This window comes from Streptomyces shenzhenensis (assembly GCF_003688995.1).
In the GTDB taxonomy this organism is placed as follows: Bacteria; Actinomycetota; Actinomycetes; order Streptomycetales; family Streptomycetaceae; genus Streptomyces; species Streptomyces shenzhenensis_A.
The window spans coordinates 205690-230847 of sequence record NZ_PENI01000005.1 but is presented as its reverse complement, the minus strand read 5'-3'; the positions used below and the strand labels follow the sequence as shown (position 1 = coordinate 230847).

The following is a 25158-nucleotide window of genomic DNA, read 5'->3' as shown; positions in this document are numbered from 1 at the left end:
TCACCCTCTGCGGACGGGCCAGGCCGACGTCATCGGACCTTGGGCTCCGTCGATCCCGACGGTGACCTTGCGGAGCAGTTCGATCAGCTGAGCGGTCTCGGCAGCCGAGAGATCGGCCGTGACGCCGGCGTTCGTCGCGGCCATCGCCTGACGGCCACGAGCGACACCGGCCAGTCCTGTGGCGGTGAGTTCGTAGAGCACGACCCGGCCGTGGACCGGGTGGGTACGACGACGCACCCAATCGGCCTTCTCCAGACGATTGAGTGCCGTGCCGACGCTCTGGGGGGCGATGTGAAACCCCCTGGACAGGTCCGCGGCCGACAAGGGCCCCAACTGATCGAGGTGGACGGCCAAACCGAGCTGGGTCGCTGTGACGCCGAGCTCGTCGAGGGCCTCCTGGACCCGTCGGTGCACGGCGTTCTGAGCGCGCCACAGCACATGGGTGAACGCGTCGTCCCACGACGTCACGGCATCACTCACGAGCGAACTCCTTCGAACGGGCTTGTTATCAGACATCTTCTATGTTGCCATACGTATGTCATTCGAGCGGCTTGCACGGTGCGAGTCCGGACGAGAGGAACGTGCAATGGCATCACCCAGCCTGCAGGACGGCATCGATGAGGCCGGCTCGGCGGTACGGCTCCGCTGGACGGACAAGCCGCAGGTGTGGACCCCGCCGGTGGTCAAGCCGGAGTATTCCGGCTGGCGTGAGGAGCAGGCCGCCTGGCAGAACGGCGTCGCGCTCCTGAACCTCTCTTACCACATGTGGGACACCTTCGCGACCGGCCCCGATGCCACGCGGATGCTCAGCGAGCTGAGCGCCAACAACTACGAGAACTTCGCCATCGACCAGGCCAAGCAGCTCGTCGTGGTCAATGAGAACGGATTCCTGATCGGTGACGCCATCCTGCTCCGGCGCGCCGAGCAGGACTACGTCATCACCGGTCGCCCGACCGTGCAGAACTGGATCACCTACCAAGCGCAGCAGCGGGGTTACGACGTCAGCCTGAGCAGCGACCCCGACTGCTCGCGTGACGCCGGTCATGTCCCTCCGTTCTTCCGCTATCAGATCCAGGGTCCGTACGCGCAACAGCTGATCGAGGCGGCCTTCGACGGCCCGCTGCCGGAGACGAAGTTCTTCCACGCTTCGCATGTCACGCTCGGCGGCAAGAGGTTCCGCGCCCTCCGCCACGGGATGGCCGGCCAGCCCGGCTACGAGTTCATCGGTGACCACGCCGACCACGCCCCGGTCAAGGAAGCGCTGATGAAGGCCGGAGAGCGGTTCGGGCTCGAACTCGTCGGCTCGCTGGCCTATCCGACGGCCCAGGCCGAGGGCGGCTGGGTGCCCGCGCCGATCCCGGCGATCTATGACGACAGCGTTTCCCAGACGGCGTACCGCTCCTGGCTGCCGCTCCACACCCCGGACGGCATGCAGCCGCTGCACGGCAGCTTCTACTCGCCGGAGATCGCCGACTACTACGTCACGCCGTACGAGCTCGGCTACGGTCGCTCCATCTCCTTCCGTCACGACTTCCTCGGACGCGACGCACTGCGTGCGCTGAAGGATGCCGAGCGGCGCCACAAGGTGACTCTCGTGATGCGGGCCGATGATGTGGCATCGGTCCTGGGGGCGGGCCACGGCATCGTCAACACGCTGGCGAAGCAGCGGGTCGAGAGCGGCGACGGCGGGCTGGTGGGCAAGACCGAGTACACCGCGTTCAGCGATCCGTACGGAACAATGCTCAGCCTCGCTCTCGTCTCGCAGGACATGGCCGAGCCGGGTACCGAGGTGACCGTCGTGTGGGGCGACCACCCGGGCGGCGATGTGGCGCAGGACGCCGAGCTGAGCCTGCCCCGCATACGCGCGACCGTGCGGCCCTGCCCCTACAACGAATTCGCGCGGGCCGGTTACCGCCAGGACTGAACATCGGTGCGGGCGCCGGGGAAAGCAGTCGACTCGTGAGAGCTTGCACGATCCGGTGCCGGCGCTCACCATGGCCGTGCAATCGAGTACGGCGGTTCGTGGAGGCACATGACGATGGATCGACTGCTGGTCATGCGCAGCCTGGTCGCCGTCGCCGACACGGAGAGCTTCGCCGGCGCCGCCGAACTCGTACGCACCTCCGCCTCGTCGGTCTCGCGGCACGTCGCCGCCCTCGAGAAGCACCTCGGGGTGCGGCTGATCAACCGGACCGCTCGCGCGGTGACCCTGACGGAGAACGGGGTGCGGTACACCGTCTTCGCCCGCCGCGTTCTGGACGAGATCGAGCGGGAGGAACGAAGCCTGACGGAGGCCAACGCCGGCCTCACCGGGACGCTCTCGGTCATCTGCCCCAAATGGCTGGGAAGTCTCGACCTCGGGGACGCGATCGCCGACTTCTCCGTCCGCCACCCCGAGGTCGAGGTACGGCTCGCGCTCGGTGGCGTCCAGGACCGGGCCTACGCGTTCCTGGACAACGGGTTCGACGTCTCCTTCCACACACGTCCGCTGCGGGACTCGCTCATGAATCTGCGCCGTATCGCCACGCTGCCCTTCGTGTTGTGCGCCTCGCCGGCCTACCTGGACGAGCGGGGCCGGCCGCGCGAGGTCCACGAGCTGGCCCGCCACGACTGCCTCACCCACGATCATAAGCTCTGCTGGCGTCTGAAGGAGGCGGGCAAGGAGCAGGTGCACAGGATCGCCCGCAGCTCGTTCGCGGCGAACTCGTACCTCGCGCTGCAGAAGGCGGCTGTCCGCGGGAGGGGCATCGCCCTCCTGCCGCTGCGGTCGGCTCACCCGTCGATCGCGACGGGCGAGTTGGAGGTGCTGTTCCACGGCCGGGAGCGCTCGCTGTGCGCTGTGCACGGTTCGGGAGCGGCGACACCGAGGAAGGTCAGTGCCCTGCTCGACTTCGTCAGCCAGTGGTTCGCGGAGAACCCGTCGCCCCGGGGAGGTCAGCCGACAGTTGTCGGCTGACCTCCCCGGGGCGACGGTGGCCGGGTGCGACGTCCGCCTCACCACTGGGGCAGGGGCCGGGTCAGTGCTTCACGTACGCCTGCGGCGGATACCAGGCTTGGGTCCGGAGCGGACTGTCGGTCTCCGGCCGGTTGGAGGTCAGCCGGCGGTTCAGGTGCTCACCGTAGTGCCCGTGCCGTGCGTAGTGGTCCAGCAGAAGGTCGTGTCCGAGGTCGTTGTTCAGGTCGCGCCACACCGTGTGCATGTGCTGGCCCGCGGCAACCGCGTTGTCGGCTTCGACCAGCAGACCGGAGGTCGAGATGCGGTAGTAGTGCGCGGTGTCGGGCTCGGTGCCGCCGGCCCACGCGAAATGCAGCGTGGCCGGATCCTCGCGGAACACCTCGTCCCGGTACTGGGCGGTGATCTCCTCCGGGCCGGTCTCGACGTAGCGCAACAGGAGTTCCCGGACGGCGGTCAGCTCACCGCGGCTGAGGTCGGCGCCATTGACTCCCGAGGGAGCCTCCTTGGTGAAGCGGAGCTTGCGGCGGTCTTCATCGGTGGTGGTGTAGCCGACGATGCCGAGGTCGACGGGGTCCGGCCACTCCTCGACACCGACCCGGGGCACCTGGCGCGTCACGAAGTCGGCGGGTGCCACGTCGTGGATGACCGCCTGGGCACGAAGGTCGGGCGACAGCGAGCGCAGGATGTCGAACGCCATGCGCCCGTGCTCGCCCAGCGGGTCGAGGGCCCCGGCGGGGACAGGCATGGCCCCCATGGCCAGCGGAGTGATGGTCAGATACCGCTGGGCGACGACGGTGAAGTTCAGCGAGAGGTGGTGGCCGATGACCCGCCACCCCCAGGTGTCCTCGAATCCGGGACGTCCGAAGATCGTGAACCAGTAGGCGTCAGGACTGCGGAAGTCGCCGGCGAAGACCCCGAACTGGCGGTCGATCACGTCGAGTTCGCGCAGGATGTTCTCGGTGGCCAGCACGGCCAGGGCCTGGCTGTAGCCGCGGAGACTGAGACCGGACTTCAACAGGGTGTGCGCCAGGGTCCGCTGGTGGCTGTCCAGCTTGGTGAGCGGCACGCCCGTGCGGTCGGGCTTGGGAATGAAGTCCCAGTCGTCGCGCCGCGGATCGCTCATCTCAGTGAGGTGCATCCGGTCCCGCAGTTCCGGAGTGAGCGAGTCCAGCAGCGCCCACGCCGAGAAGAGCATCCTCTTGACGGCGCGAGGTGCCTCGTAGTTCATGGAAGGGGGCTTCGACATGGTTCCTCCCGCGTCAGGCGGCCGGGTGTGGTGGTTCACATGCGGAGGTCTCGGGAAGCACGGCGAGGAGGTCGCAGTGCACCCGTGCCCCGCCGTCGAGTCGCGCGGCGACGGCCTGCCGTGCCGGCCGGTGCGCGGGGTCGGGGAACATGGCCAGCCACTCGCGGTTGAGCGCCGCACGATCGTGAGGGTCGGCAAGGTGGAAGGTCATCTTCAGTATGTCGTCCGTGCTGCCGCCCACTGCCTGCATGAGGGCCCGCACATGGCGGAAGACGTTGGCACACTGCTGGTCCAGTCCGCGCGGTATGTCGCAGGTCACCGGGTCGCGGCCGGTGATGGCGCCCGAGGCCAGGAAGGGACCGATCCGGCTGGCCACCGGGATCGGATTGGTGTGTCCAAAGCCCGGCAGCTCGATGCTGACCCGTTCGGACACGTCTCAGACTTCCGCGACGATGCGGTTCTCCAGGGCGCCGAGGCCCTGGATCTCGGCGCGTACGACGTCACCGACCCGCAGGAAGTTCTTGGTCGGGGCGCCGATGCCGGATGGCGTGCCGGTGGCGAGGATGTCGCCCGGCATGAGCGTGAAGACCTGCGACAGATAGGCGATCTGCTCGTATATGTCGTAGATCATGTCGCTCGTCGTCCAGTCCTGGCGCACCTCGCCGTTCACCGTCAGCGTCATCCGCAGCGCGAGCGGGTCGGGGATCTCGTCGTCCGTGGTGAGCCAGGGGCCGATGGGGCCGTGCGTGTCGAAGGACTTGCCGAGGGTGAACGTCGGTGAGCGCTTCTGCAGCCAGTCCCGGACCGACACGTCGTTCGCCACCAGGTAGCCGGCGATGACCGACCGGGCGTCCTCGGCCGTCACGTGCTTGCAGCGCCGGCCGATCACGACGCCCAGCTCGATCTCGTAGTCGAGTTCGTCGGAGAGGTCCGGCTTCATGACGTCGGCGTTCGGCCCGACAATGCAGGAGACCTGCTTGTTGAACCACATCTGGTTCGTGGGAACGGGGATGCCCGCCTGGCGTGCCTCCTCGGCGTGCTCGCGGTAGTTCATGCCGATGCCGAGGTACTTCTGGGGATCGTCGACCGGAGCGTCGAGCACGACATCGGCCAGGCGGTGTGTCTCTCCCCGCGCGTCGGCGATCTGTCCCGGCAGCGTGGCCAGGTCCGGCAGGATCGCCCGCAGGGAGGTTCCCACTTCCTCGGAGATGTCGGTGATCAGGTCACCGTCGACGCGGCCGAGCCGGACGGGACCGTCGACTACGTGGAAGCGCGCGAGTTTCATGCGGGTGAACCCTTCTGCTCGATCGTCGTGTCCGCGAGGCCGGCCCGCTCCGCTTCCGTGGCCGGCCACACATGCTCACCGTCCGGGGTCATCTGGAAGCTGACGAAGCGCCAGGCGTCGTCCTCGCAGCGGCGCAGCACCTGAATGACCTGACCCCGGACGACCCGCTCGGTTCCGTCGGGGCTGTCGAGCCGGTTGACGATGCGCCCGGTCATGATGGCCACGTCACCGATCAGCCGGATGGTGAGGGGGCCGCGCGTCATGTCGAGGTACGCCTGCCGGGTCGCCACGTGCTCCAGCAGCTGTGCCTTGTCGTGGGTCAGTCCCGGTGCGTGCGTGTGGATGAGCGTGTCGTCGTACAGGTCGTCCAGGGTGGCGAGATCGACGGCGAGGAGGGCGGTGCGCCGGCGTTCCTCCACCGCGAGGATCTCCGCCCGGATGTCGTCGTCGGCGTGGACGACGGGGTGTGGCTGGTGGGAGTTCATGTCAGTCCTTCGTACGATCTGCCATCGAGCCGCGGGGCCGGCCCGCACAGCGCGGCCGGCCCGGGCCCCGCGGAGAGCCGCTGACGGCCGCGGTCGTCAGCGGTCGGCGTCCTTGGTACGGAATCCGGTGGTGTCGCCGGCACCGTGCCCCGGCCGGGGCTGGCCCACGAGCGCGTGGTACTTGCTGAAGATGGCGTCGGCCTCGGCGAGGGGCAGCACGTCCTCGATGTCGGTGAACCGCTCGCCGCCCGTGCGCTCCTCGACCATCCGGCGGATCACCTCGTAACCCTCGCCGCGGTGGGCCATGACAATCCCGTTGACGGCCTGGAGGCGCTGGTCCTCAAACGCCTTCAGGGCCGCGGGGACATCCGCGATGGTCGCCAGCTTCTCGGCGAGCGCGCCGCCGTCGACGATCGCCTGGCAGGCGCCGTTGCCGCCTCGCGGGTACATCGCGTGCGCGGCGTCACCGATCAGGACCACACGGCCGTCGATCCAGGTGTCGAGCGGGTCGTGCCGGATGAGCGGGAACAGGTAGACCTCACGGGCGTTGCGCATCATCTCCTGCACGTCGAGGTGCACGATGTCGCACTCGTCGTAGTAGGGCATGATCTCGTCGACGCTGCCGAGCTGGTTCCAGTCCTCGACGGACTCCTCGCGGGTGGCCTCGACGACCCAGTTCACGAGTACTTTCCCGGTGCCCTCGAAGTCGTCGGCGATCGGGTACACGATCATGCTGGAGGTCTGGGGCGCGCCGATGTGCAGGATCGTGCCCCCGCTGCCGGAGGGCTCCATGAGGGTCGTGCCGCGCCACATGGTGATCCCGGAATACACCGGCTCGGACGCGTGGGGATGCATCTGCCGGCGGATCGCGGACTTGATGCCGTCCGCCGCGATCGCGAGGTCCGCCGTCACCTGCGAGGTCCTGCCCTCGTGGTCCACCAGATCGAGCTTCACCCGGTCCTCGTGGTTGGTGTAGCCGGTACACCGCACACCCAGCACGACCGCGTCCTCGCCGAGCCGGTCGAGGACGGTGCGGTGGAGCAGCATCTGGAGGCGGCCACGGTGCACGAATCGCTGCTCGTACAGGTAGCCCATGTGAACACCGCAGAGTTCGGCGTAGATCTCCTGGCCGTACTTGTTGTAGAAGATCGAGTCCCGCGCGTCGACGGATATCGCCCGGAACTCCTCGAGCAGGTCCAGCTCGTCCAACTCCTTGGAGCCGTAGACCTTGACGTCGATGCCCACCCCGAGCGGCTTGAGTTCGGGGACGGTCTCGTAGATCCGGGGCCTGAAGCCCCGCTGGTGCAGGCGCAGTGCGGCGGCCAGGCCCGCCGGGCCGGCGCCGATGATGACAATGTCGAGAGAGCTGCTGGTCATGAGGGTCCTCGGGTCGGTGCGGCGCCACGGCCGCCGCCTGGGAGCAGGGGCCGGGCGCGATGGCCGGGTGGTCAGGCGTTCAGCCGCGAACCGTCGATCTCGTCCAGGAATCCGAGAGTCGCGGCCCAGGCCCGGGCGGTGCTCCGCGCGCTGTACGCGACGACATCGGGCCTCGGCGAGGACTTCGCCAGGGGGCTGGTGAAAGCGTGAACGGTGTTGCCGTAGACATGCATCTGCCAGTCGGTGTCCGCCCGGCTCAGCGCGGACGCGAGGTTCGCGCGCAGATCGGCCGTGGCCATCGGGTCGTCGGCGCCGGTGCACACCAGCACGGGGGCGTCCCCCGCCGCTGACCAGTCGAACTCGATGATGTCGAGGCCGCCGTGGACGCTGATCGCACCGGACACCTCGGCGCCCGTACGCGCGTACTCCAGCGCGGACGAGCCGCCGAAGCAGTACCCGAGGGGTACGACAGCCGTAGCCTCGATCTCCGGCTGCTCCAGGAGTGCGGCATGCGCCGCGCGCACCCGCCCCAGCCAGCGCTCACGATCGTGTGCCATGGCGCCGATGAGCGGTCCGAACTCGGCTTGGTCGACCGGCAGGAGCCGGTTGCCCCACAGGTCGGCGACGAGGACGGCGTGGCCTCGGTCCGCCAGACGCCCGGCGATGCCGATCATGTGCTCGGTGACTCCGTAGGCATCGGGGAGCAGCAGAACTGCCGTCCCGGTACGCCCGGCGCCGGGCAGGCACACGTGGCCGAGCAGCCGGGTTGCATCGTGCCAGTACTCGACGTCGTACGCGGTCACGTCGCTCATCTGCGGAAAGGTCCCTTCTCTTCGGCCCCACCCCGCATCCGGGGCGCGGCGGCAGCGGCGTCCGTGAGTCATGGGAGCGACGCCACACAGGACCGTAAACGAGATCGTGTACGATTTCAATTACGAAATCACTTGCGATGTTCCCGGGAGCGGACTACCTTCCGTATCGCATTTCGTACACGATTTGATCTGTGATGCGGCAGGGCGCCACCGGCGAGATGGTGAGCGCGAGGACGTCAGAAGGCCGCTGGAACCGACGACGTACGACGAGAGGGATCTCCCCCATGACCGTGGTCGACATCAACATCCACCACTTGCCCGAGGACCTGTTCTCGAACCCGAAGATCCTCAACGGCTTCCTCGACAGCGCCCCGCGCGGCTTCGGTGAGATCGCCCGGGTCGCCGAGCTGGAGGACGGCCGCAAGCAGCTGATCCTGGAGAAGCCGGCAGGCTTCCAGAACCTGAACTACGTCGACGGCGACTACAGCGCCGAGGCCAAGCTCGCCGCCATGGACGAGGCCGGCGTCGACTACGGGATCATGCGCGTGCCGGTATGGCAGGAGTGGCTCCCCCTGGAGACCTGCCGAGAGGTCAACGACAACGCCCACGAGATCGTCAAGCGGTCCGACGGCCGCCTCTTCGCGACCGCGTGCGTCCCCCCGTGGGGCGGCAAGGAGAACATCTACGAGCTGGAGCGGTGCGTCAAGGAGCTCGGCGTCGTGGGGGTGCAACTCGCGTGCCACTACGGGCAGCTCTACCTGGACGACCCGGTGTTCGAGCCCTACCTGAAGGTCATCGAGAAGCTCGGCATCCCGGTCATCGTGCACCACACCCCGTTGCCTGTGGAGTGGCGCTCGGTCATCGACTACACCAACCTGCGACGCGAGTTCGGCCGCATCGTGGACCAGGCCACCGCAGTCGGCCGCGAACTGTTCAGCGGGATGTTCGACCGCATGCCCGACCTGCGCTTCGTGCACACGATGCTCGGCGGCAACTGGTTCGCCAACACAGCGCTGCTGACTCCGCACAAGTCGAACAAGAAGGAGGCCATCGACCGGCTCGACCCGACCGGTGGCGACAAGATCCAGCGCTACCTGCGCGACAACATCTTCTTCGACCTGACCCACCCGCACTCATGGGGCAAGGAGCAGGTCGAGTGCGCGCTCAAGGTCAACGGCGCCGACCACTACATGTTCGGCTCGTCCTTCCCGGTCTTCTACGGCTGGATGAGCCAGGGCGTGGAGTTCATCAAGGACACGGTCGAGGTGAGCGACGAGGAACGCGAGCTGGTGCTGTCGGGCAACGCCAAGCGGCTCTTCCGGCTCCCGATCTGATCCGCGCCCGAGGAGCCCGAGAAGGGGAGACGCCCGTGAGCCCGAACAACGGCCAGGACGGCAAGGACAGCGAAGGCAGCCAGGCCGACCAGGCCGACCAGGCCGACCAGAACATCGACGGCTTCTTCTCGACCGCACGCGTCGCCGCACGGCGCGAATCGGTCGAGCTGCCCACCGACAGCTACACCCACTATCTCTTCGACCTCGACGAGCCAAAACTCGCGGACGTCCGGGGCATGGGCTACGAGGAGTTCTCGCAGGACCGCTACCAGGCGCCGTTCCTCCAGGACCTCCTGGCGTCCTGGCGCTCGCTGTACGACGAGCCGTTCACCGGCATCACGTCCGACGGCGTGATGCGCCGGGGGCTGTACGACCTGCCGGAGCGCCCGAGCACCGATCCGGCCCCGCAGCGGGCGGCGGAGCAGCTGCTGGCCGCCCTCACCGACGAGGAGAGGGAGTCGGTCGGCCATCCGGTCACGGCGCAGGAGTGGCGGGCGTGGAGCAATCCGGAGTTCGTCGTGCACCGGGTCGGTCTGCGCCTGGAGAACCTCACCGCCGAAAAGGCGGAAGCCGTCCTCGCGGTGGTGCGGGCCTCGCTCAGCCCCGAAGGCTACGAGCGCGTCACCGGGGCGATGCAGCTGAACGGAGTGCTGGGCGAGCTGGTGGACCTGCCGACGGTGATGAACGACCGCAGCTACTGGTTCTCGCTCTTCGGACAGCCGGGCCCGCTCGCGCCCTGGGGATGGCAGCTCTTCGGGCATCACGTGGCCGTCAACTTCGTCTCCGTCGGGGGCCGGCACGTCGTCGCGCCGGTCTTTCTCGGCGCCGAACCCGCCCTGACCGAGGAACACCCGCCGCTCTTCGCCGCCCGCGAGGAGGCCGCGCTCGAACTAGCCGGCTCGCTCAGCGCGGAGCAGCGCGCGAGCGCGATCGTCTACGACTCCGTTCTCGACCCGGCGATGCCCGAAGGCCGACTGCACCCGGCCGACGAACGCCATGTGGCGGGCGCCTTCCAGGACAACCGGGTGATCCCCTACGAGGGAATCCGGGGCTCCGATCTCACCGAACGGCAGCGCACGCTGCTGCGCACGGTGGCCGCGGACTTCCTGCTGCTTCTCAAAGCGGCCCAGCGCGAGGCGACATTGGCGCAGTACGACGCCCACGTGGACGACACCTGGTTCGCCTGGTACGGCGCCACCGACGGCTCCCAGCCGTTCTACCTGCGGATACAGAGCCCGGTGATCATCGCCGAACTCGACCATCACGCGGGTGTGTGGCTGGCCAACCGGCTGCCGGCCCGCTTCCACGTGCACACCACCCTGCGGCACCCGAACGGCAACGACTACGGCCGTGCGCTGATCGCCCGCTGGCGCGAGCGCGAGGAGTGATCAGCGATGACCGTAGCCGTTCGGGCCGTGGGGAAGCCCGGCCTCGTAGCGGGTCACCGCGTCCACGGTCCGCAGCTCGTGCTGTCTGGCGGCGGTCTCGATGGTCTCGGGGTCGGCCGCGGCCTCGATGATCGCGATGAGTTCGTCGTGCTCGGCCAAGGACGCCTCGGCCCGGCCGGGCGCGTACCAGAAAGCCGATTTGCGGATCACCTCCAGCCGCGCCCACTCGTTGCGGACCATGGTGACGAGCCGGTCGTCCCCGGCGCGCGAGGCGAGCAGTTCGTGGAACTCACGGTTGAGACGGCCGAATTGGGCCGGGTCGAACGCGGCGAGAGCCTCGCCCATCCGCCGGTTGAGGAGGCGCGCGGCAGCCAGGTCGTCCTTCGTCAGATGCGGCGCAGACAGAGCGGTCGCGTAGCCGCCGACGCGGGCGAGCAGGCTCAGCCCCTGCTGCCAGGCGTCGGTGTCGAAAGTACGCACCAGCGCCCCGACGTTCGGAACGATCTCCACCCAGCCCTCGGCCTCCAGCCGGCGCAAGGACTCGCGCCACGGCACGGAGCTGATGCCGTACTCACGCACGAGTTGATTGATGACCAAGCGGTGGCCAGGCCCGTACGTGCCATCCATGATCCGCTCCTTGAGGATCTGGAAGGACTGCTCGGCTTTGCTCTGCATGCGGCGAATTCTACTGAGAGGAGCACACGGTGACCGGACTCGGGAGGCCGGAGCACCCCGGAGTGCGGCGCCCGGGGAAGATCATCGCGGTCCACACCAGCTATGCCTCGCGCGCCGCCGAGGGCGGCGGCCGGCCCGCGCACCCGTCGTACTTCCTCAAGCCGCCCAGTTCGGTGGCGGCTTCCGGCGGTGAGGTGGAGCGCCCGTTCGGCACCGCACACCTGACCTGCGAGGGTGAGATCGCCCTCGTCATCGGTGCGACGGCGCGGCATGTCAGCCGCGAGGAGGCGTGGACACATGTGGGCTGGGTGTCTGCGGCCAACGACCTCGGTGTCGGGGAGCTGCGGGCCCAGGACCACGGGTCCAACCTGCGGGCCAAGGGCGGTGACGGCTTCACACCGCTCGGTCCCGAGCTGATCGACGCGCGAACTGTCGACCCGGCAGGACTGCGGGTCCGCACCTGGGTCAACGGGGAGCTCGTCCAGGACGATACGAGCGCAGGAATGCTCTTCCCACCGGAGCAGATCGTCGCCGACCTCTCCCAGCACCTGACGCTCGAACCCGGCGACGTCATCCTCACCGGCACGCCGGCGGGCTCACGGGTGCTGTCCCCCGGCGATGTCGTGGAAGTCGAGGTGGACGCTCCCGGCGCGCCCGCAACGCCGACCTCGCGCCGGCTGCGCACCACCGTCGTCCCCGGGCACGTCCCCTTCGATGCCGGGCTCGGGGCGCTGCCGGACCCTGTCACCGCGCGCGGCGTCCTGACCCCCGAGTTGCGCGACAAGCTCACGCGCACTCCGGTGGCCGGCCTGTCGGCGCAGCTGCGCAAACGGGGGCTCGACAATGTGTCGATCGACGGCCTGCATGCGCTGGTACCCGGCGTCAAGATCGTCGGAAGCGCCCGGACCCTCCGGTTCGTGCCCAACCGTGAGGACCTGTTCGCGTCGCACGGCGGTGGCTACAACGCGCAGAAGCGGGCCTTCGACGCCGTGGCTCCCGGTGAGGTGCTCGTGATCGAGGCCCGGGGTGAGCCGGGGGCGGCGACACTCGGCGATGTCCTGGCCCTCAGAGCGCACGTCCGCGGGGCTGCCGGGATCGTGACCGACGGCGGGGTGCGCGACGCCGACGCGGTCGCGGCCGTCGGCATCCCGGTCTTCAGCGCCGGCAGGCATCCCGCCGTTCTGGGCCGCAGGCACGTCCCGTGGGATCACGACCTGACCGTCGCCTGCGGTGGCGCCACGGTCCAGCCCGGCGACGTGATCGTCGCCGACGCGGACGGCGTCGTCGTGATCCCTCCGGCGCTGGCAGAGGACGTCGCCGACGCCGCCATCGCCCAGGAGGACGAGGACGCCTGGATCGCCGAGCAGGTGAAGGCCGGCCACCCGGTGGACGGGCTGTTCCCGATGAACGCGGCCTGGCGGGCCCGGTACGCCGAGTGGCGGGCGCGGCAGTGAGCGCACCGAGTCAGGAGAGCAAGTCGCAGGTGGCCTACCGCTGGATCCGGGAGCGCATCGCCGCAGGGGTCTTCGGCCCGGGCTACCGTCTGGTGCTGAGCTCGCTCGCGACCGAGCTCGCCATGAGCGTCGTACCGGTCCGCGAGGCCGTGCGCGCGCTCACCGCCGAGGGCCTGGTGACCTTCGAGCGGAACGTCGGCGCGCGGGTGGCCGCCGTCGACGGCGCCCAGTACCGCTTCACGATGCAAACGATCAGCGTGCTGGAGAGCGCGGCGACGACCCTCGCCGCTCCCTTCCTGACCTGGGACGACATCGCGCGGGCACGCGGGCTCAACGATGTCGTACGCCGTGGCCTGCCCGATCTCGACCCGCGGGTCTTCCGGGAGGTCAACCAGGAACTCCACCGCACCCTCTACGCGAAGTGCCCCAATCCGCGCCTGCTCGACATCATCCGTGCCGAGTGGGTGCGGCTCGGGCACCTGCACGGCTCGGCCTTCGGTATCGCGCCGGGCCGCGCGGCGGCAGCGGTGCTGGAACACGAGGCCCTGATCGATCTCGTCGAGAGCGGCGCGCCTGCCGAGGAGATCGAACGCGCCGCCCGCCGTCACCGCGCCGGCTCCCTCACCGCCGATCTGGCCGCCCGCCACCCCGAGATGAACTTCTGCGATCTCCCTGTCCCCGAAGGAGCGTGAATGCTGCCGCCCGAGACCATCAACGGCCTGGCCGCCGAGTTGTCCGAGGCCCACCGGCAGCGGTCACTGGTGCCCCGGATCACCGCCCGGTACCCCGAGGCGACGGTCGAGGACTCCTATGCCGTCCAGAGCGCCTGGAGCGAAAGACAGCTGGCGGCGGGGCGTCGCCCGGTGGGCCGCAAGATCGGGCTGACCTCGAAGGCCATGCAGTCGGCCACCGGCATCACCGAACCCGACTACGGTGTCATCTTCGACGACACCGTGTGGGAGAACGGCGCGGTCGTTCCCTTCGACGACTTCTCCAACGTGCGGATCGAAGTCGAACTCGCGTTCCTGCTCGCGGACCCCTTGGAAGGTCCGCACTGCACGCTCTTCGACGTGCTGAGCGCGACCCGGTACGTCGTACCGGCACTGGAGATCCTCAACTCCCACATCGAGCTCCAGGGACGCACGATCGTCGACACCATCGCCGACAACGCCGCGTACGGGGGAATCGTGGTCGGCGGCAACCCGGTCCGGCCCGACACGGTCGACCTGCGCTGGATCTCCGCTCTCCTCTACCGCAACGAGACCATCGAGGAGAGCGGGGTCGCGGCCGCGGTGCTCAACCATCCGGCCCGCGGAGTCGCGTGGCTCGCCAACAAGCTGCACCGGCACGGCGGACGACTCGAAGCCGGGGAACTCGTTCTCGCCGGCTCCTTCACCAGGCCGATGTGGGTGTCACGGGGCGATGTCGTCCTGTGCGACTACGGACCGATGGGGACGATCTCATGCCGATTCGAGTGACGCCGACCTTGCGGGACAGGCTGGCATCGGCGACCCGGCCGCTCGCGGGGATGTGGGTGTGCAGCGGCAGCCCGTTGGTCGCCGAGATCTGCGCGGGGGGAGGGCTCGACTGGTTGCTCATCGACATGGAGCACGCTCCCAACGGGCTGGAATCGGTGCTCGCTCAGCTGCAGGCGGTCGCGGCCTACCCGGTCGACGCGGTCGTGCGGGTCCCCAGCGGTGACCCGGTCGTCATCAAGCAGGTCCTCGATCTCGGGGCGCGCACGATTCTGGTGCCGATGGTGTCCTCGGCGGCGCAGGCGCGGGAGGTGGTCGCGGCCGCTCATTACCCGCCCCGAGGGCGGCGGGGGGTGGGTTCGGCGCTGTCCCGGTCGGCCTTGTGGAACCGTGTCGACGACTACCTGACCCAGGCGTCCGCGTATGTGTCGGTGCTGGTGCAGGTGGAGACCGCCGAGGCCGTGGCGGCCGCGGCCGAGATCGCGGCCGTGGACGGAATCGACGGGGTGTTCGTCGGCCCGTCCGACCTGGCCGCGTCGATGGGTCTGATCGGGCAGCAGACCCATCCCGAGGTGATGGCCGCGGTGCGCAGCGCGCTCGCCGGCATCCTCGCCGCCGGCACCCCGGCCGGGGTCAACGCCTTCGACCCCGTGGTCGCCGACGCCTACCTTGCGGCGGGTGCGTCGTTCGTGCTCGTCGGAGCCGACGTCGCGGTGCTCGCCCGCGCCGCCGAGTCCTTCGCCGCACGCTTCACCACCGGCGACGACACCGCCCGCACCAGCTACTGAGCCGAGGGGTGGGACCGCGGGCCTGCGAGGCCCCGCCGCCGGTCAGACCGACTGGCGGACGACGATCCGTGCGGGCGGCGGGCGCAGGCCGCCGGTGTCGAGGTCCAGGGCGAGGCGGGCACTGAGCCGGCCATGGGCCTCGGCGTCGACGTTGACGGTGGTCAGCGCGGGAGTGGTGTACACGCCGTAGCCGTTGTCGTCGAAGCCGATGACGGCCACGTCGTCCGGCACCCGACGGCCGAGGTCGTGCAGGGCCATCAGCACGCGCAGGGCGACATCGTCGCTGAATCCCGCGATCGCGGTCACCTGAGGCGCGCGGGTGAGGTACGCCGCGACCGCTTCGGCGCAGGCGGACCGCTCCAGCGGAACGACGAAGGAGTCGGGAACGCGGATGCCCAGGCTCCGCGCGGCGTGCCCGGTGAACTTCAGCCGTGTCGCGGCGAGGGGGGACTCGCTGTCGGGCAGCGCCACGACGATGCCGGTGTGGCCGTGCTCCACCAAGTGACGCAGTTGGAGCGCCGAGTGGGCGGCGAGGCCGTCGCGCCACCCGCCACCGAGGTCGTCGAGTTCCCGGCCGGCGAGGTACGTCTCGCCGAAGCGGATGACGGCGCGGGGCGCGATGACGTCGAGAACCTGCTGGGTGGTCTGCGGGGTGTGGTGACCGTGCCGCACGAGCAGGACGTACTCGTGGGCGGCGAGTTCGGCGTCGAGGCCGTCGATGTAGCTGCGCGAGTAGTGGCCTTCCAGACCCGCCTCGATGGTCAGGACGACGACGCGGGACGTGCCCTCCCGGAGCGCTCGGGCGACCCCGTGCGGTACGTAGCCGAGATCGCGGGCGGTCTGCTTGACCCGGTCGCGGGTGGCGGCCGAGATCGTCTGATGGGGATCGTCGTTGAGGACGAAGCTGACGGTGGCGCGGGACACCCCGCTGGCCGCCGCCACGTCGTTCAGCGTGACTCTTCGGGAAGTGCCCATCACCCCTGCTCCGCCGCGGTCCGCGCACCGAACCCCCGGGCGGGACGGTGCACGCCCATTCTAGAGACCATGGCCGACGGCACGGATACGGCAACCGGACTCCACGGTCCGGCCGGTCCGGCTCCGGCTTCCCGGTCGGCGCGGCGCGGAACTTTCCGGCCCCGGGAGGACCGGTTGTGTCGGATTCGGCCTCCGGAGCGCTCCTGGTTCGCCAGGGCCGCCGACCGGATCCCATAGTTCCCAGGTCAAGGACGAGCGAGCCCCGCTCGCGGTCACGGAGGAGCCTGGAGTGAGTGCAGCAGTGGTCAAGGAGCGGCCGGACCGCCGTACGGCGACGCTGGTCATGGCCTGTCTGGGGGTGTTCGTCGGCTACTTCCCGGTGACGACGGTCTCGGTGAGTCTGCCGGTGATCCAGCGGGCCCTGGACGCGTCGACCGCCGATCTGTCGTGGGTGTCCGACGCGTTCGTCCTGCCGGTGGCCGCGCTGATCCTGACCGCCGGGGTGTTCGGTGACGTGCACGGGCGGAAGAAGGTCTTCCAGGCCGGTCTGGGCTTCTGTGTGCTGGGCTCCGCGGTCGCTCTGTCCGCGCAGTCCGTCGCACAGGTGTGGGCCGGCCAGGCCCTGCTGGGGATGGGGGCCGCGGCGCTGCTGCCGATGACGCTGGCGCTCATCAGCCACGCCGTGCCCGACCCGCGCGAACGCGGCAAGTACATCGGTCTGTGGACGACGTCGATGATGGGCTCCCTGACCGTCGGCCCGCTCGTCGCCGGCGTCATCGTGGAGCATGCCGCCTGGCGCTGGATCTACCTGCTGCCCATCCCCCTGTCCCTGGTCACGATGGTGATCGCGGCCTTCGTCCTGACGGAGTCGAGGTCCCCGGTGCAGCGCGCGCTGGACTGGCCGGGCCAGCTCACCGCCGCATCGGCGATCGTCGCCCTGGTGTACGGCTTCATCGAAGGCGGGGCCGGTTCCTTCGGCGACGTCCAGGTGATCGTCGCCCTGGCAGTCGCGGTCTGTTCCGGCGTGGCGTTCGTCCTGCTGGAGCGGCGCAGCCCGAGCCCGATGCTGGACCTGACGCTGTTCCGCAGTGCGGCGTTCACCGGGTCGGCGCTGGTCGTCATGATCAGCTTCCTGGCCCTGATCGGCTTCTTCTTCCTCCTCAGCCTCTACCTGGGCATGGTGCAGCAGCTCAGCACCCTGGACGCCGGGCTGCGCCTGCTCGTGATCACCGTGCCGCCGATGGTCCTGGGGGCCGTCGTGGGCCGGCTGACGCGGTTCCTGTCACCTCGCGCGCTGATCACCGGCGGCCTGGTCATCACGGCGGTGGCCCTCTTCACCCTGACGAACATCGGGACCGACACGTCCTTCGGCTCACTGGCCTGGCGCCTGGCTCTGGTGGGTCTCGGACTCGGTCTGGCCTTCCCGTGCATGACCGCCACCGCCGTCTCCTCGGTGCCGCACCACCAGGCGGGCATGGCGGCGGCGGGCAACAATGCCTTCCGGCAGGTCGGCGGCGCCCTGGGCCCCGCCATCCTGGGCGCGCTGCTGACCGGCCGGGCGGTCGGCACACTGCCCGACCACCTGGCCGCCGCCGGTCTGCCGGCCTCGACCAGCAGCCGGGTTCTGGACGCTGTCGATGCCGGCGGCCTCGGGGCCGTTGCCGGCCTGCCGCTGGGCCGTGCCACCGGGCCGGCTCTGCGGGCTCTGTCCCAGTCGTTCCTGGACGGACTCCAGCTGTGCCTGCTGGTCTCGGCCGTTGTCGTGCTGTTCGGCGCCGCGGTGGCTGCCTGGCTGCTGCGGCCCACGAGCGGCAGCCGTTCCGCCGCGCCGGTCACCGCCGGAGGCACCCGGCCCGTCGAGACCGGGCGGCGTCCGGACACCGCTGCGGCGGCCGGCCCGAAGTAACGCCACCGTCTTCGCGGGCCTGCGGAACGGCGTGCGGCGTACGCCCTGCGCCGCACGCCGTAGGCTCGCGGACCGTCGCCCCGCGGCAGCGGAGCAGCGGGGCGGCGCCGGGCCTTCCCGTGGGGACGGGGACGGCACCGGCCGCGGGTGTCCCCGGCCCGCACCACGCGGGGCCGGGGACGCAGCCGCGCATGCCGTGCCGGGCATGAGGCCCTCAGGCCCTGTCGTCACATTCCCTCCCCCAGCCTCCGGCCGGGAGGTGCCCCCGGCCCCGCGACGCCCCGCACGCTCCCCCGGGACGACGGGAGTTTGACGACAGGACCTGGCACTGTGCGAGGCTCCGCCGCACGACAGGTGTTCCGGAGGAGAGGCAGCCCGCATGTACCGACCCGATGCACTCGACCTGTGCCTGCTCCAGGCCCTGCAACTGGATGGCCGTGCGCCCTTCAGCCGGATCGCGGAAGTCCTCGGTGTGTCCGACCAGACGGTCGCCCGCCGCTACCGCAGGCTGCGGACCGAGGCACGGCTCAGTGTGATCGGCACGGCCGACCACAGCCGGCTGGGACGCACCAACTGGATCGTGCGGCTGCGCTGTACCCCGGACGCCGCCGAGCCACTGGCCGACGCCCTCGCCCGCCGACCGGACACTTCCTACATCGGGCTGATGTCCGGCGGTACCGAGGTGATGTGCGCGATGAAACCGCGCAGCCGCCGAGACCGTGACGAACTGCTCCTGGACCGGATCCCGCGCACCCGACGCGTCACCTCGGCCGACGCCTGCTGCGTCCTGTACCACTTCTACGGCGGGCCGTCCGGCTGGCTCAACAAGATCGACGCGCTGGAACCGGCGCAGGAAGCGGCCCTGCGGCCGGACCCGCCCGAGACGATGGACGCCCCCGTGGCCCTGGACCCGTCGGACGAGGCTCTGCTGGAGCTGCTGCGTCACGACGGACGGGCCACGGTCGCCGACCTCGCGGCCGCGACCGGTCAGACGGAGTCCGGGGCCAAGCGGCGGGTGACAAGACTGCGCAGGGCGGGGGTTCTCTACTTCCAGGTCGAGTACGACCACGAGCCGTTGGGATACGGCGCCGAGGCGGTGCTGTGGCTGAAGGTGGCGCCTCCCCGGCTGCGCTCGGTCGGGCAGGCTCTCGCCGGCCACCGCGAGGTACGGTTCGCCGCGGCCGTCAGCGGCCGGGCGAACATCATGGCCTCGGTGCTGTGTCGTACGACGGAGGAGTTGTTCGCGTACCTGGCCGACCGGGTGGGCTCGATACAGGGTGTGCAGGCCGTCGAAGCCGTCCCCACGCTCCGCGAGATCAAGACCCTCACCTACGACCCCAGACGTTGACGAACTGCGCAACGACAGGGGCTAGATCGATTTAGTGATTGCTTGTAACCTGGTCGGCATATCGATTTAGCTTTCCAGTGCCCGGGCCGGCGGCCCGGGCGCGGAGGAGGTCTCTCCTGCCATGATCGACATGAGGCACCGCACTCTCTCGGGGTGGTCTCCCCCACTTCCCGGCGGTCTCCCCCAGCCCGGCAGATGCCTGGTGATGGGCATCCTCAACGTCACTCCCGACTCGTTCTCCGACGGCGGTCTCCACTCCGAGACCGAGCGGGCCGTCCGGCACGGGTTGCGGTTGGCCGAGGACGGCGCGGACCTCGTCGACGTGGGCGGGGAGTCCACGCGACCCGGGGCTCGGCCCGTCCCCTTGGACGAGGAGCTCGTCCGGGTGGTGCCCGTGGTGCGCGAACTGGCCCGGGCCGGGGTGCCCGTCAGCGTGGACACGATGCACGCGGAGGTCGCGCGCGCCGCGGTGGAAGCCGGGGCGTCCGTGATCAACGACGTCAGCGGCGGCCTGGCCGACCCGGCCATGGCGGCCGCCGTCGCCGCGGCGCGCGTGCCGTACATCGTCACGCACTGGCGTGCCCCGAGCCGGGAGATGGACCGTCACGCCGTCTACGGCGATGTTGTGGCCGAGGTCGTCTCCGAACTCCTCGGCCGTGTGGAAAGGCTCGTCGCGGCCGGCGTGAATCCTGAACATGTCATCCTCGATCCCGGTCTCGGCTTCGCCAAGCACGCCGGCCATGACTGGCAACTTCTCGCGCATCTGGACGCCTTGCGGGAAACGGGCTTCCCGGTGCTCGTCGGAGCCTCACGGAAGCGGCTGATCGGCGCCGCCCTGAGGGGCCGCGCTTCCGCACCCGCCGAACGGGACGCCGCGACGGCCGCCGTGTCCGCTCTGGCGGCGGCCTCGGGAGCGGCGTGCGTGCGTGTGCACGACGTCCGTTCCAGTCTCCATGCCGTGTGCATGGCGGCGGCCTGGGCCGACGGCGGCCGGATGCTCTCGGCCGTCTGACCTTTCCCCAGGGGCGCTCCGAAGAAGGCGCCGCACGGGTCTCGCCGACGGCACATCTCCTCTGCTAGCTTCCGCTAGATCGATTAAGTGCCACCTGATCCGCACGCTTCCCGACTGAGCCGCAATCGGCCGGCCAACAGAACTAGATCGATTTAGTTCACGGGGGTCGACCCACCTCGAAAGAAGGAATCCCATGACAACTCCCAGCCTCCAGGACGGCATCGACAAGGCCGGTTCGCCCGTCGGCCTGCTGTGGCGGCCGGGCGCTGAGCCGTGGACACCCGAGGTGGTGGACCGCGAGTTCGCCGGCTGGCGCATCGAGCAGCGCGCCTGGCACGAGGGCGTGGCGCTGCTGAACCTGTCGCACCACATGTACGACATGTGGATCGAGGGCCCCGACGCCACCCGCGTTCTGGCGGACTACGGTGCCAACAACTTCGAGAAGTTCGCCATCGGCCAGGCCAAGCAGTACGTGCCGGTCACCCGCCACGGCCACATCGTCACCGACGGCATCCTCTCCCGGGAGGCCGAGGACACCTACCTGCTCAGCGGCGTCCCTGCCGCTCAGCACTGGGTGCAGTACCACGCCGAGCAGGGCGGCTACGACGTCTCCTTCTCCACCGACCCGTCCTCCGCGTTCCGCCCCGGCGGCGGCGACCCGAGGCTCTTCCGCTACCAGATCCAGGGTCCACTGGCCGTCGAACTGGTCGAGCAGGTCTTCGGTGCCCCCATACCGGAGACGAAGTTCTTCCACTCGACGCCGGTCACGCTCGACGGCCGTGCCTTCAAGGCGCTGCGCCACGGGATGGCCGGACAGGCCGGCTACGAGTTCATCGGCCCCTGGGAGCACGCAGCGTACGTGCACGAAGCGTTCCTGACGGCGGGTGAACCGCTCGGTCTGGTCCAGGTCGGCGCCCTCGCGTACACCACGCCGAGCGTGGAGAGCGGCTGGATCCCCTCGCCGGTGCCCGGCATCTACTCCGACTCCGAACTCGCGGAGTACCGGGCGTGGCTCCCCCTGTTCGGCATCGAGGGCGCGCGCCCGCTCTACGGCAGCTTCTTCTCGGAGAGCATCGAGGACTACTACATCTCCCCGTACGAGCTGGGTTACGGAAAGGTGATCCACTTCGGTCATGATTTCCACGGCCGGGACGCTCTGCTCAGGGCCAAGGAGGACACGAGCCTGCGCACGAAGGTGACCCTGGTCTTCGACCCCGACGACGTGCGCCGCGTGATCGGCGGCGGAGCTGACCCGGGCTTCGTGGTCAGCTACGCCCGCCACCGGGTGGAGACCTCCGCGGGCCTGGTCGGTCTCACCATGCAGACCGCTTCCATCGACCCGGTCGGCACCGTCCTGTCCCAGACGCTGATCGACCCCTCCCACGCCGAACCCGGCACCGAGGTGACCGTGGTGTGGGGCGACCATCCGGGCTCCGGTACCGGCCCCGAGGCGGACCTCGGGTTCCCGCGCATCCGCGCCACCGTTCAGCCCAGCCCGTTCGACCGGCACGCCCGCACCGAGTACCGCCGCGACGCATGACCCGCACGGCACCGCGCACTTGGGCAGGCCTCCCACCGGAGTGACCGGCACTCCCCGCCCGCCCTCGGCACCGTGCGATGCCGCCCCAGAGGCCGTCCCGCGCCGTTCGGCCGTGGGCCCGGCCGGGCGGGCGGCCGAGCGACCAGGCCGGAAAGGACAGGGCCCCGCCCCCCGTTAGGAGCACGATGAACCCCCTCAGATCAGCCTCCCCGGCGGTCAGTACCTCACTGCTGGAGGACTTCTCTCTGGAGATGACCGGCAAGGACGTGCCCAAGCTGGAGGAGGCCGCCGGCCTCATCCCGCAGGGCACCCGGATCAACGTCACCTTCCTCGGAAACGAGGACGTTCGGATGCGGCTGGACGCGGCCCGGGCCGTCAAACGCCTCGGCTTCCGGCCGGTGCCGCACATCTCCGCCCGGCGCCTGGGCTCCCAGGCCGAGTTCGAGCATTTCCTCGCCGGGCTGCGGGCCGACGCCACCGGCGCCGAGGTCTTCACCGTCGGCGGCGACCCCACCCGCCCCGAGGGGCCCTACGCGGACTCCCTCTCCCTGATCGAGTCCGGTCTGCTGTCCGAGTACGGTGCCCGGCACGTCGGCATCAGCGGCTACCCGGAAGGCCATCCGGCCATCCCCGGAGACGTGCTGTGGACCGCACTGCGGGAGAAGAGCGCCGCCATTGCCGCCCAGGGCCTCGACGGCAGCGTCATCACCCAGTTCGGCTTCGACGTCGATCCCGTGCTGGCCTGGATCGAACGGGTCCGGGGCGAGGGCATCACACTCCCGGTCCGTATCGGCGTCCCCGGACCGGCCGGTGTGCGGCGGCTGATGACCTACGCCACCCGCTTCGGCGTGGGCACCAGCGCCTCCATCGCCAAGAAGTACGGCCTGTCCCTCACGAACCTCATGGGCACCGCGGGTCCGGACAAGTTCCTGCGCGCCCTGGCCGACGGCCACGACCCGGCACAGCACGGCGAAGTGAAGATCCACTTCTATACGTTCGGCGGTCTCAAAGCCACCTCCGAATGGATCGCCCAGTTCAGGAAGGAAGCTCTCGCATGACGGTCACCCAGGCCGCACCGGCCCGCGCCGCCAAGAGGAGCGGGGGGACGGACCACCAGGCGTCGCTGATCGTCCAGGGCGCCGACGCCACCGGCATCGTCGCAGCCGTCACCTCGGTGCTCAGCCGGCGCGGTGCCAACATCGTCGCTCTCGACCAGTACTCGGACAACCCGCAAGGCGGCGCCTTCTTCCAGCGCACCGTCTTCTCCCTCGACGGCCTCCAGGCCTCCCTGCCCGCGCTGCGCGCCGACTTCGACGAAGAACTGGTCGACAAGTACGGCCTGACCTACACCCTGCGCGATCTGTCGGTGCCCAAGCGCGTGGCGGTCTTCGCCTCCAGGTCCGACCACTGCCTGCTCGACCTGCTCTGGCGCCACCGCCAGGGCCAACTGCCCATCAGCATCCCCATGGTGATCTCCAACCACCCGGATGTCGCCGAGGAGGTACGCAGCTTCGGCATTCCCTTCTTCCACGTCCCGTCCATGGGCCCGGACAAGTCCGCCGCCGAGGCCGAACACCTGCGCCTGCTCAAGGACAACGTCGACTTCGTCGTCCTCGCCCGCTACATGCAGATCCTCTCCGCCGACTTCATCGAGAAGGCCGGCGTGCCGATCATCAACATCCACCACTCCTTCCTCCCCGCCTTCATCGGTGCCGGCCCCTACGCCAAGGCCAAGGAACGCGGTGTGAAGCTGGTGGGCGCCACCGCACACTACGTCACCGAGAACCTCGACGAGGGCCCGATCATCGAGCAGGACGTCGTCCGCGTCACCCACGCCGACACCGCCGGCGACCTCACACGCCGTGGCGCGGACGTCGAGCGGGCCGTCCTCTCCCGCGCGGTGCTGTGGCACGCCGAGGACCGGGTCATCCGCAACGGCAACCACACCATCGTCTTCGCCTGACTCACCGTCCATCCACACAACCCGACAGGGAAACCGCCCGGAACAGGGACAGGTGGTCTTGTCGCGCGCCGGAACAGACCACCGGGGCGGCGGGCACGGCGGATCCCATCCGGATCCGCTCCGGTGCTCACCGCCGCCCCGGTCCCCGACGCCGTACACCGCGGCCGCGCACCGGCCGCGGTCCCCGCACGCAGTCCTCTTCACCGGGCGAATCGTTCGCCGAGAGAAAGCGGTTCGCCACCATGACACGCACGATCAAGGGCGCGGAGATCGCCCGGCACATCCGGGCCCGAGTCGCCGAACGAGTGGCCGAGACCACGGCCACCGGCCGGGTACCCGGCCTCGCGACCATCCTGGTGGGCGACGACCCGGCCAGCGCCGTCTACGTCGCCGCCAAACGCCGCGCCATCCGCGAGGCCGGGATGCGCGACGTCCACCGCCGCCTGCCCCACCACGCCACCCAGACCGAGGTCGCGGCTGTCATCGACGAGCTGGCCGCAGCCCCGGACGTCCACGGCATCCTTCTGCAACTTCCGCTGCCCGCACAGCTCGACGCCCCACCACTGATCGACCGCATTCCTGTCACCAAGGACGTCGACGGCCTGACCACCGCCAGCGCCGGCCGCCTGGCCCGCGGTGAACGCGGACTGCGCCCCTGCACGCCCAGCGGCGTCATCGAACTCCTCGACGCCGAGGGCATCGAACTGAAGGGCGCCTGCGTCGCCGTCGTCGGCTGGGGCGAACTCGTCGGCCGCCCCCTGGCCCAACTCCTTCTGCGGCGGGGGGCAACCGTGACCGTCGCGCACGAATTCACCGCCGACCTCACCGCCGTGACCCGCCCCGCCGATGTCGTCGTGGTCGCCACCGGCGTCCGCGGCCTCATCGGACCCGAACACATCAAGCCGGGCGCGACCGTCATCGACGTCGGTATCCACCGCACCCCTGAGGGCCTGACCGGCGACGTCCGCGCCGCCGAACTGGACGGCATCGCCGGCCGCATCACCCCCGTCCCCGGCGGCGTGGGCCCGATGACCATCGCCATGCTCCTCGTCAACACCCTCCAGGCCGCCGAGTGGGAAGCCGAACGCGAGACCGTCCCCGCGTAGCCGTCCCCCGCCGTCCGCGCGCCACGGAAAGAG

Annotated in this window: 24 protein-coding genes; 15 read left to right on the top strand and 9 right to left on the bottom strand. The window is 69.9% G+C overall.

Going from position 1 to position 25158, the window contains the following annotated elements; genetic code table 11:
* A complete protein-coding gene (locus tag CTZ28_RS10795; protein ID WP_259471540.1) occupies positions 1-480 on the bottom strand; it encodes a MarR family winged helix-turn-helix transcriptional regulator in 480 nt (159 codons plus the stop codon).
* Between the two features lie 106 nt (positions 481-586).
* On the opposite strand from CTZ28_RS10795, the gene CTZ28_RS10790 reads away from it, so the two are divergent.
* Together CTZ28_RS10790 and CTZ28_RS10785 are read left to right on the top strand one after the other, a co-directional pair.
* Complete coding sequence (locus CTZ28_RS10790; protein ID WP_121889076.1) at positions 587-1924, top strand: aminomethyltransferase family protein; 1338 nt, start codon at positions 587-589, stop codon at positions 1922-1924.
* A gap of 108 nt (positions 1925-2032) precedes the next feature.
* Positions 2033-2956 carry a LysR family transcriptional regulator gene (locus CTZ28_RS10785; protein WP_310887599.1) on the top strand — a complete coding sequence of 308 codons (924 nt, stop codon included), beginning with the start codon at positions 2033-2035 and terminating at the stop codon, positions 2954-2956.
* A 61-nt stretch (positions 2957-3017) separates the two neighbouring features.
* On the opposite strand, the gene CTZ28_RS10780 is transcribed toward CTZ28_RS10785, so the two are convergent.
* From CTZ28_RS10780 to CTZ28_RS10755, 6 genes are all read right to left on the bottom strand, one after another.
* On the bottom strand, positions 3018-4202 hold the full coding sequence (locus CTZ28_RS10780; protein ID WP_121889075.1) for a DUF3500 domain-containing protein: 1185 nt from the start codon (positions 4200-4202) through the stop codon (positions 3018-3020).
* Positions 4203-4215: 13 nt separating this feature from the next.
* The gene (locus CTZ28_RS10775; RefSeq protein WP_121889074.1) at positions 4216-4635 is read right to left on the bottom strand and encodes a RidA family protein; all 420 of its coding nucleotides are present in this window, start codon (positions 4633-4635) and stop codon (positions 4216-4218) included.
* Between the two features lie 3 nt (positions 4636-4638).
* Positions 4639-5487: a fumarylacetoacetate hydrolase family protein gene (locus CTZ28_RS10770; RefSeq protein ID WP_121889073.1), complete on the bottom strand. Its 849-nt coding sequence runs from the start codon at positions 5485-5487 to the stop codon at positions 4639-4641.
* Entirely contained in the window at positions 5484-5972 is a 489-nt protein-coding gene (locus CTZ28_RS10765; RefSeq protein WP_121889072.1) for a nuclear transport factor 2 family protein, read from the bottom strand. The genes CTZ28_RS10770 and CTZ28_RS10765 overlap by 4 nt, the downstream gene beginning before the upstream one ends.
* 96 nt (positions 5973-6068) lie before the next feature.
* Entirely contained in the window at positions 6069-7349 is a 1281-nt protein-coding gene (locus tag CTZ28_RS10760) for an FAD-dependent monooxygenase (RefSeq protein ID WP_121889071.1), read from the bottom strand.
* A gap of 71 nt (positions 7350-7420) precedes the next feature.
* On the bottom strand, positions 7421-8161 hold the full coding sequence (locus CTZ28_RS10755) for a dienelactone hydrolase family protein (RefSeq protein WP_183154337.1): 741 nt from the start codon (positions 8159-8161) through the stop codon (positions 7421-7423).
* 284 nt (positions 8162-8445) lie between these two features.
* On the opposite strand from CTZ28_RS10755, the gene CTZ28_RS10750 reads away from it, so the two are divergent.
* The gene (locus CTZ28_RS10750; protein WP_121889069.1) at positions 8446-9495 is read left to right on the top strand and encodes an amidohydrolase family protein; all 1050 of its coding nucleotides are present in this window, start codon (positions 8446-8448) and stop codon (positions 9493-9495) included.
* A 35-nt stretch (positions 9496-9530) separates the two neighbouring features.
* On the top strand, positions 9531-10883 hold the full coding sequence (locus tag CTZ28_RS10745) for a DUF3500 domain-containing protein (protein WP_121889068.1): 1353 nt from the start codon (positions 9531-9533) through the stop codon (positions 10881-10883).
* Here the strand turns inward: CTZ28_RS10745 and CTZ28_RS10740 are convergent, their stop codons facing one another.
* A complete protein-coding gene (locus CTZ28_RS10740) occupies positions 10884-11558 on the bottom strand; it encodes a GntR family transcriptional regulator (protein WP_121889067.1) in 675 nt (224 codons plus the stop codon).
* Between the two features lie 29 nt (positions 11559-11587).
* Here CTZ28_RS10740 and CTZ28_RS10735 point away from each other — a divergent pair, with 29 nt between their 5' ends.
* Genes CTZ28_RS10735 through CTZ28_RS10720 form a run of 4 tightly spaced genes read left to right on the top strand, consistent with a single transcriptional unit; the run spans position 11588 to position 15275 of the window.
* Positions 11588-13012: a fumarylacetoacetate hydrolase family protein gene (locus tag CTZ28_RS10735; protein ID WP_121889066.1), complete on the top strand. Its 1425-nt coding sequence runs from the start codon at positions 11588-11590 to the stop codon at positions 13010-13012.
* The gene (locus CTZ28_RS10730; protein WP_121889242.1) at positions 13009-13704 is read left to right on the top strand and encodes a GntR family transcriptional regulator; all 696 of its coding nucleotides are present in this window, start codon (positions 13009-13011) and stop codon (positions 13702-13704) included. The genes CTZ28_RS10735 and CTZ28_RS10730 overlap by 4 nt, the downstream gene beginning before the upstream one ends.
* Complete coding sequence (hpaH, locus tag CTZ28_RS10725) at positions 13705-14490, top strand: 2-oxo-hept-4-ene-1,7-dioate hydratase (protein ID WP_121889065.1); 786 nt, start codon at positions 13705-13707, stop codon at positions 14488-14490.
* Positions 14475-15275 carry an aldolase/citrate lyase family protein gene (locus CTZ28_RS10720; protein WP_121889064.1) on the top strand — a complete coding sequence of 267 codons (801 nt, stop codon included), beginning with the start codon at positions 14475-14477 and terminating at the stop codon, positions 15273-15275. Before hpaH ends, CTZ28_RS10720 begins: the two co-directional genes overlap by 16 nt.
* Positions 15276-15317: 42 nt before the next feature.
* On the opposite strand, the gene CTZ28_RS10715 is transcribed toward CTZ28_RS10720, so the two are convergent.
* Positions 15318-16250 carry a LacI family DNA-binding transcriptional regulator gene (locus CTZ28_RS10715; protein ID WP_121889063.1) on the bottom strand — a complete coding sequence of 311 codons (933 nt, stop codon included), beginning with the start codon at positions 16248-16250 and terminating at the stop codon, positions 15318-15320.
* Between the two features lie 343 nt (positions 16251-16593).
* On the opposite strand from CTZ28_RS10715, the gene CTZ28_RS10710 reads away from it, so the two are divergent.
* The 7 genes from CTZ28_RS10710 to CTZ28_RS10680 all read left to right on the top strand — a co-directional run bounded on the left by CTZ28_RS10710 (position 16594) and on the right by CTZ28_RS10680 (position 25125).
* Positions 16594-18156, top strand: a complete 1563-nt coding sequence (locus CTZ28_RS10710) for an MFS transporter (protein ID WP_121889241.1) — start codon at positions 16594-16596, stop codon at positions 18154-18156.
* Between the two features lie 379 nt (positions 18157-18535).
* Positions 18536-19504: an Lrp/AsnC family transcriptional regulator gene (locus tag CTZ28_RS10705; RefSeq protein ID WP_121889062.1), complete on the top strand. Its 969-nt coding sequence runs from the start codon at positions 18536-18538 to the stop codon at positions 19502-19504.
* Positions 19505-19709: 205 nt separating this feature from the next.
* Positions 19710-20516 carry a dihydropteroate synthase gene (folP, locus tag CTZ28_RS10700; protein ID WP_259471538.1) on the top strand — a complete coding sequence of 269 codons (807 nt, stop codon included), beginning with the start codon at positions 19710-19712 and terminating at the stop codon, positions 20514-20516.
* 193 nt (positions 20517-20709) lie between these two features.
* Positions 20710-22056 carry an aminomethyltransferase family protein gene (locus CTZ28_RS10695; protein WP_121889061.1) on the top strand — a complete coding sequence of 449 codons (1347 nt, stop codon included), beginning with the start codon at positions 20710-20712 and terminating at the stop codon, positions 22054-22056.
* A 185-nt stretch (positions 22057-22241) separates the two neighbouring features.
* Positions 22242-23114, top strand: coding sequence for a methylenetetrahydrofolate reductase (locus CTZ28_RS10690; protein WP_121889060.1), 873 nt, complete (start codon positions 22242-22244; stop codon positions 23112-23114).
* Entirely contained in the window at positions 23111-24019 is a 909-nt protein-coding gene (gene purU, locus CTZ28_RS10685) for a formyltetrahydrofolate deformylase (RefSeq protein WP_121889059.1), read from the top strand. The genes CTZ28_RS10690 and purU overlap by 4 nt, the downstream gene beginning before the upstream one ends.
* 242 nt (positions 24020-24261) lie before the next feature.
* A complete protein-coding gene (locus CTZ28_RS10680; RefSeq protein WP_121889058.1) occupies positions 24262-25125 on the top strand; it encodes a bifunctional 5,10-methylenetetrahydrofolate dehydrogenase/5,10-methenyltetrahydrofolate cyclohydrolase in 864 nt (287 codons plus the stop codon).
* Positions 25126-25158 lie beyond the last annotated feature (33 nt).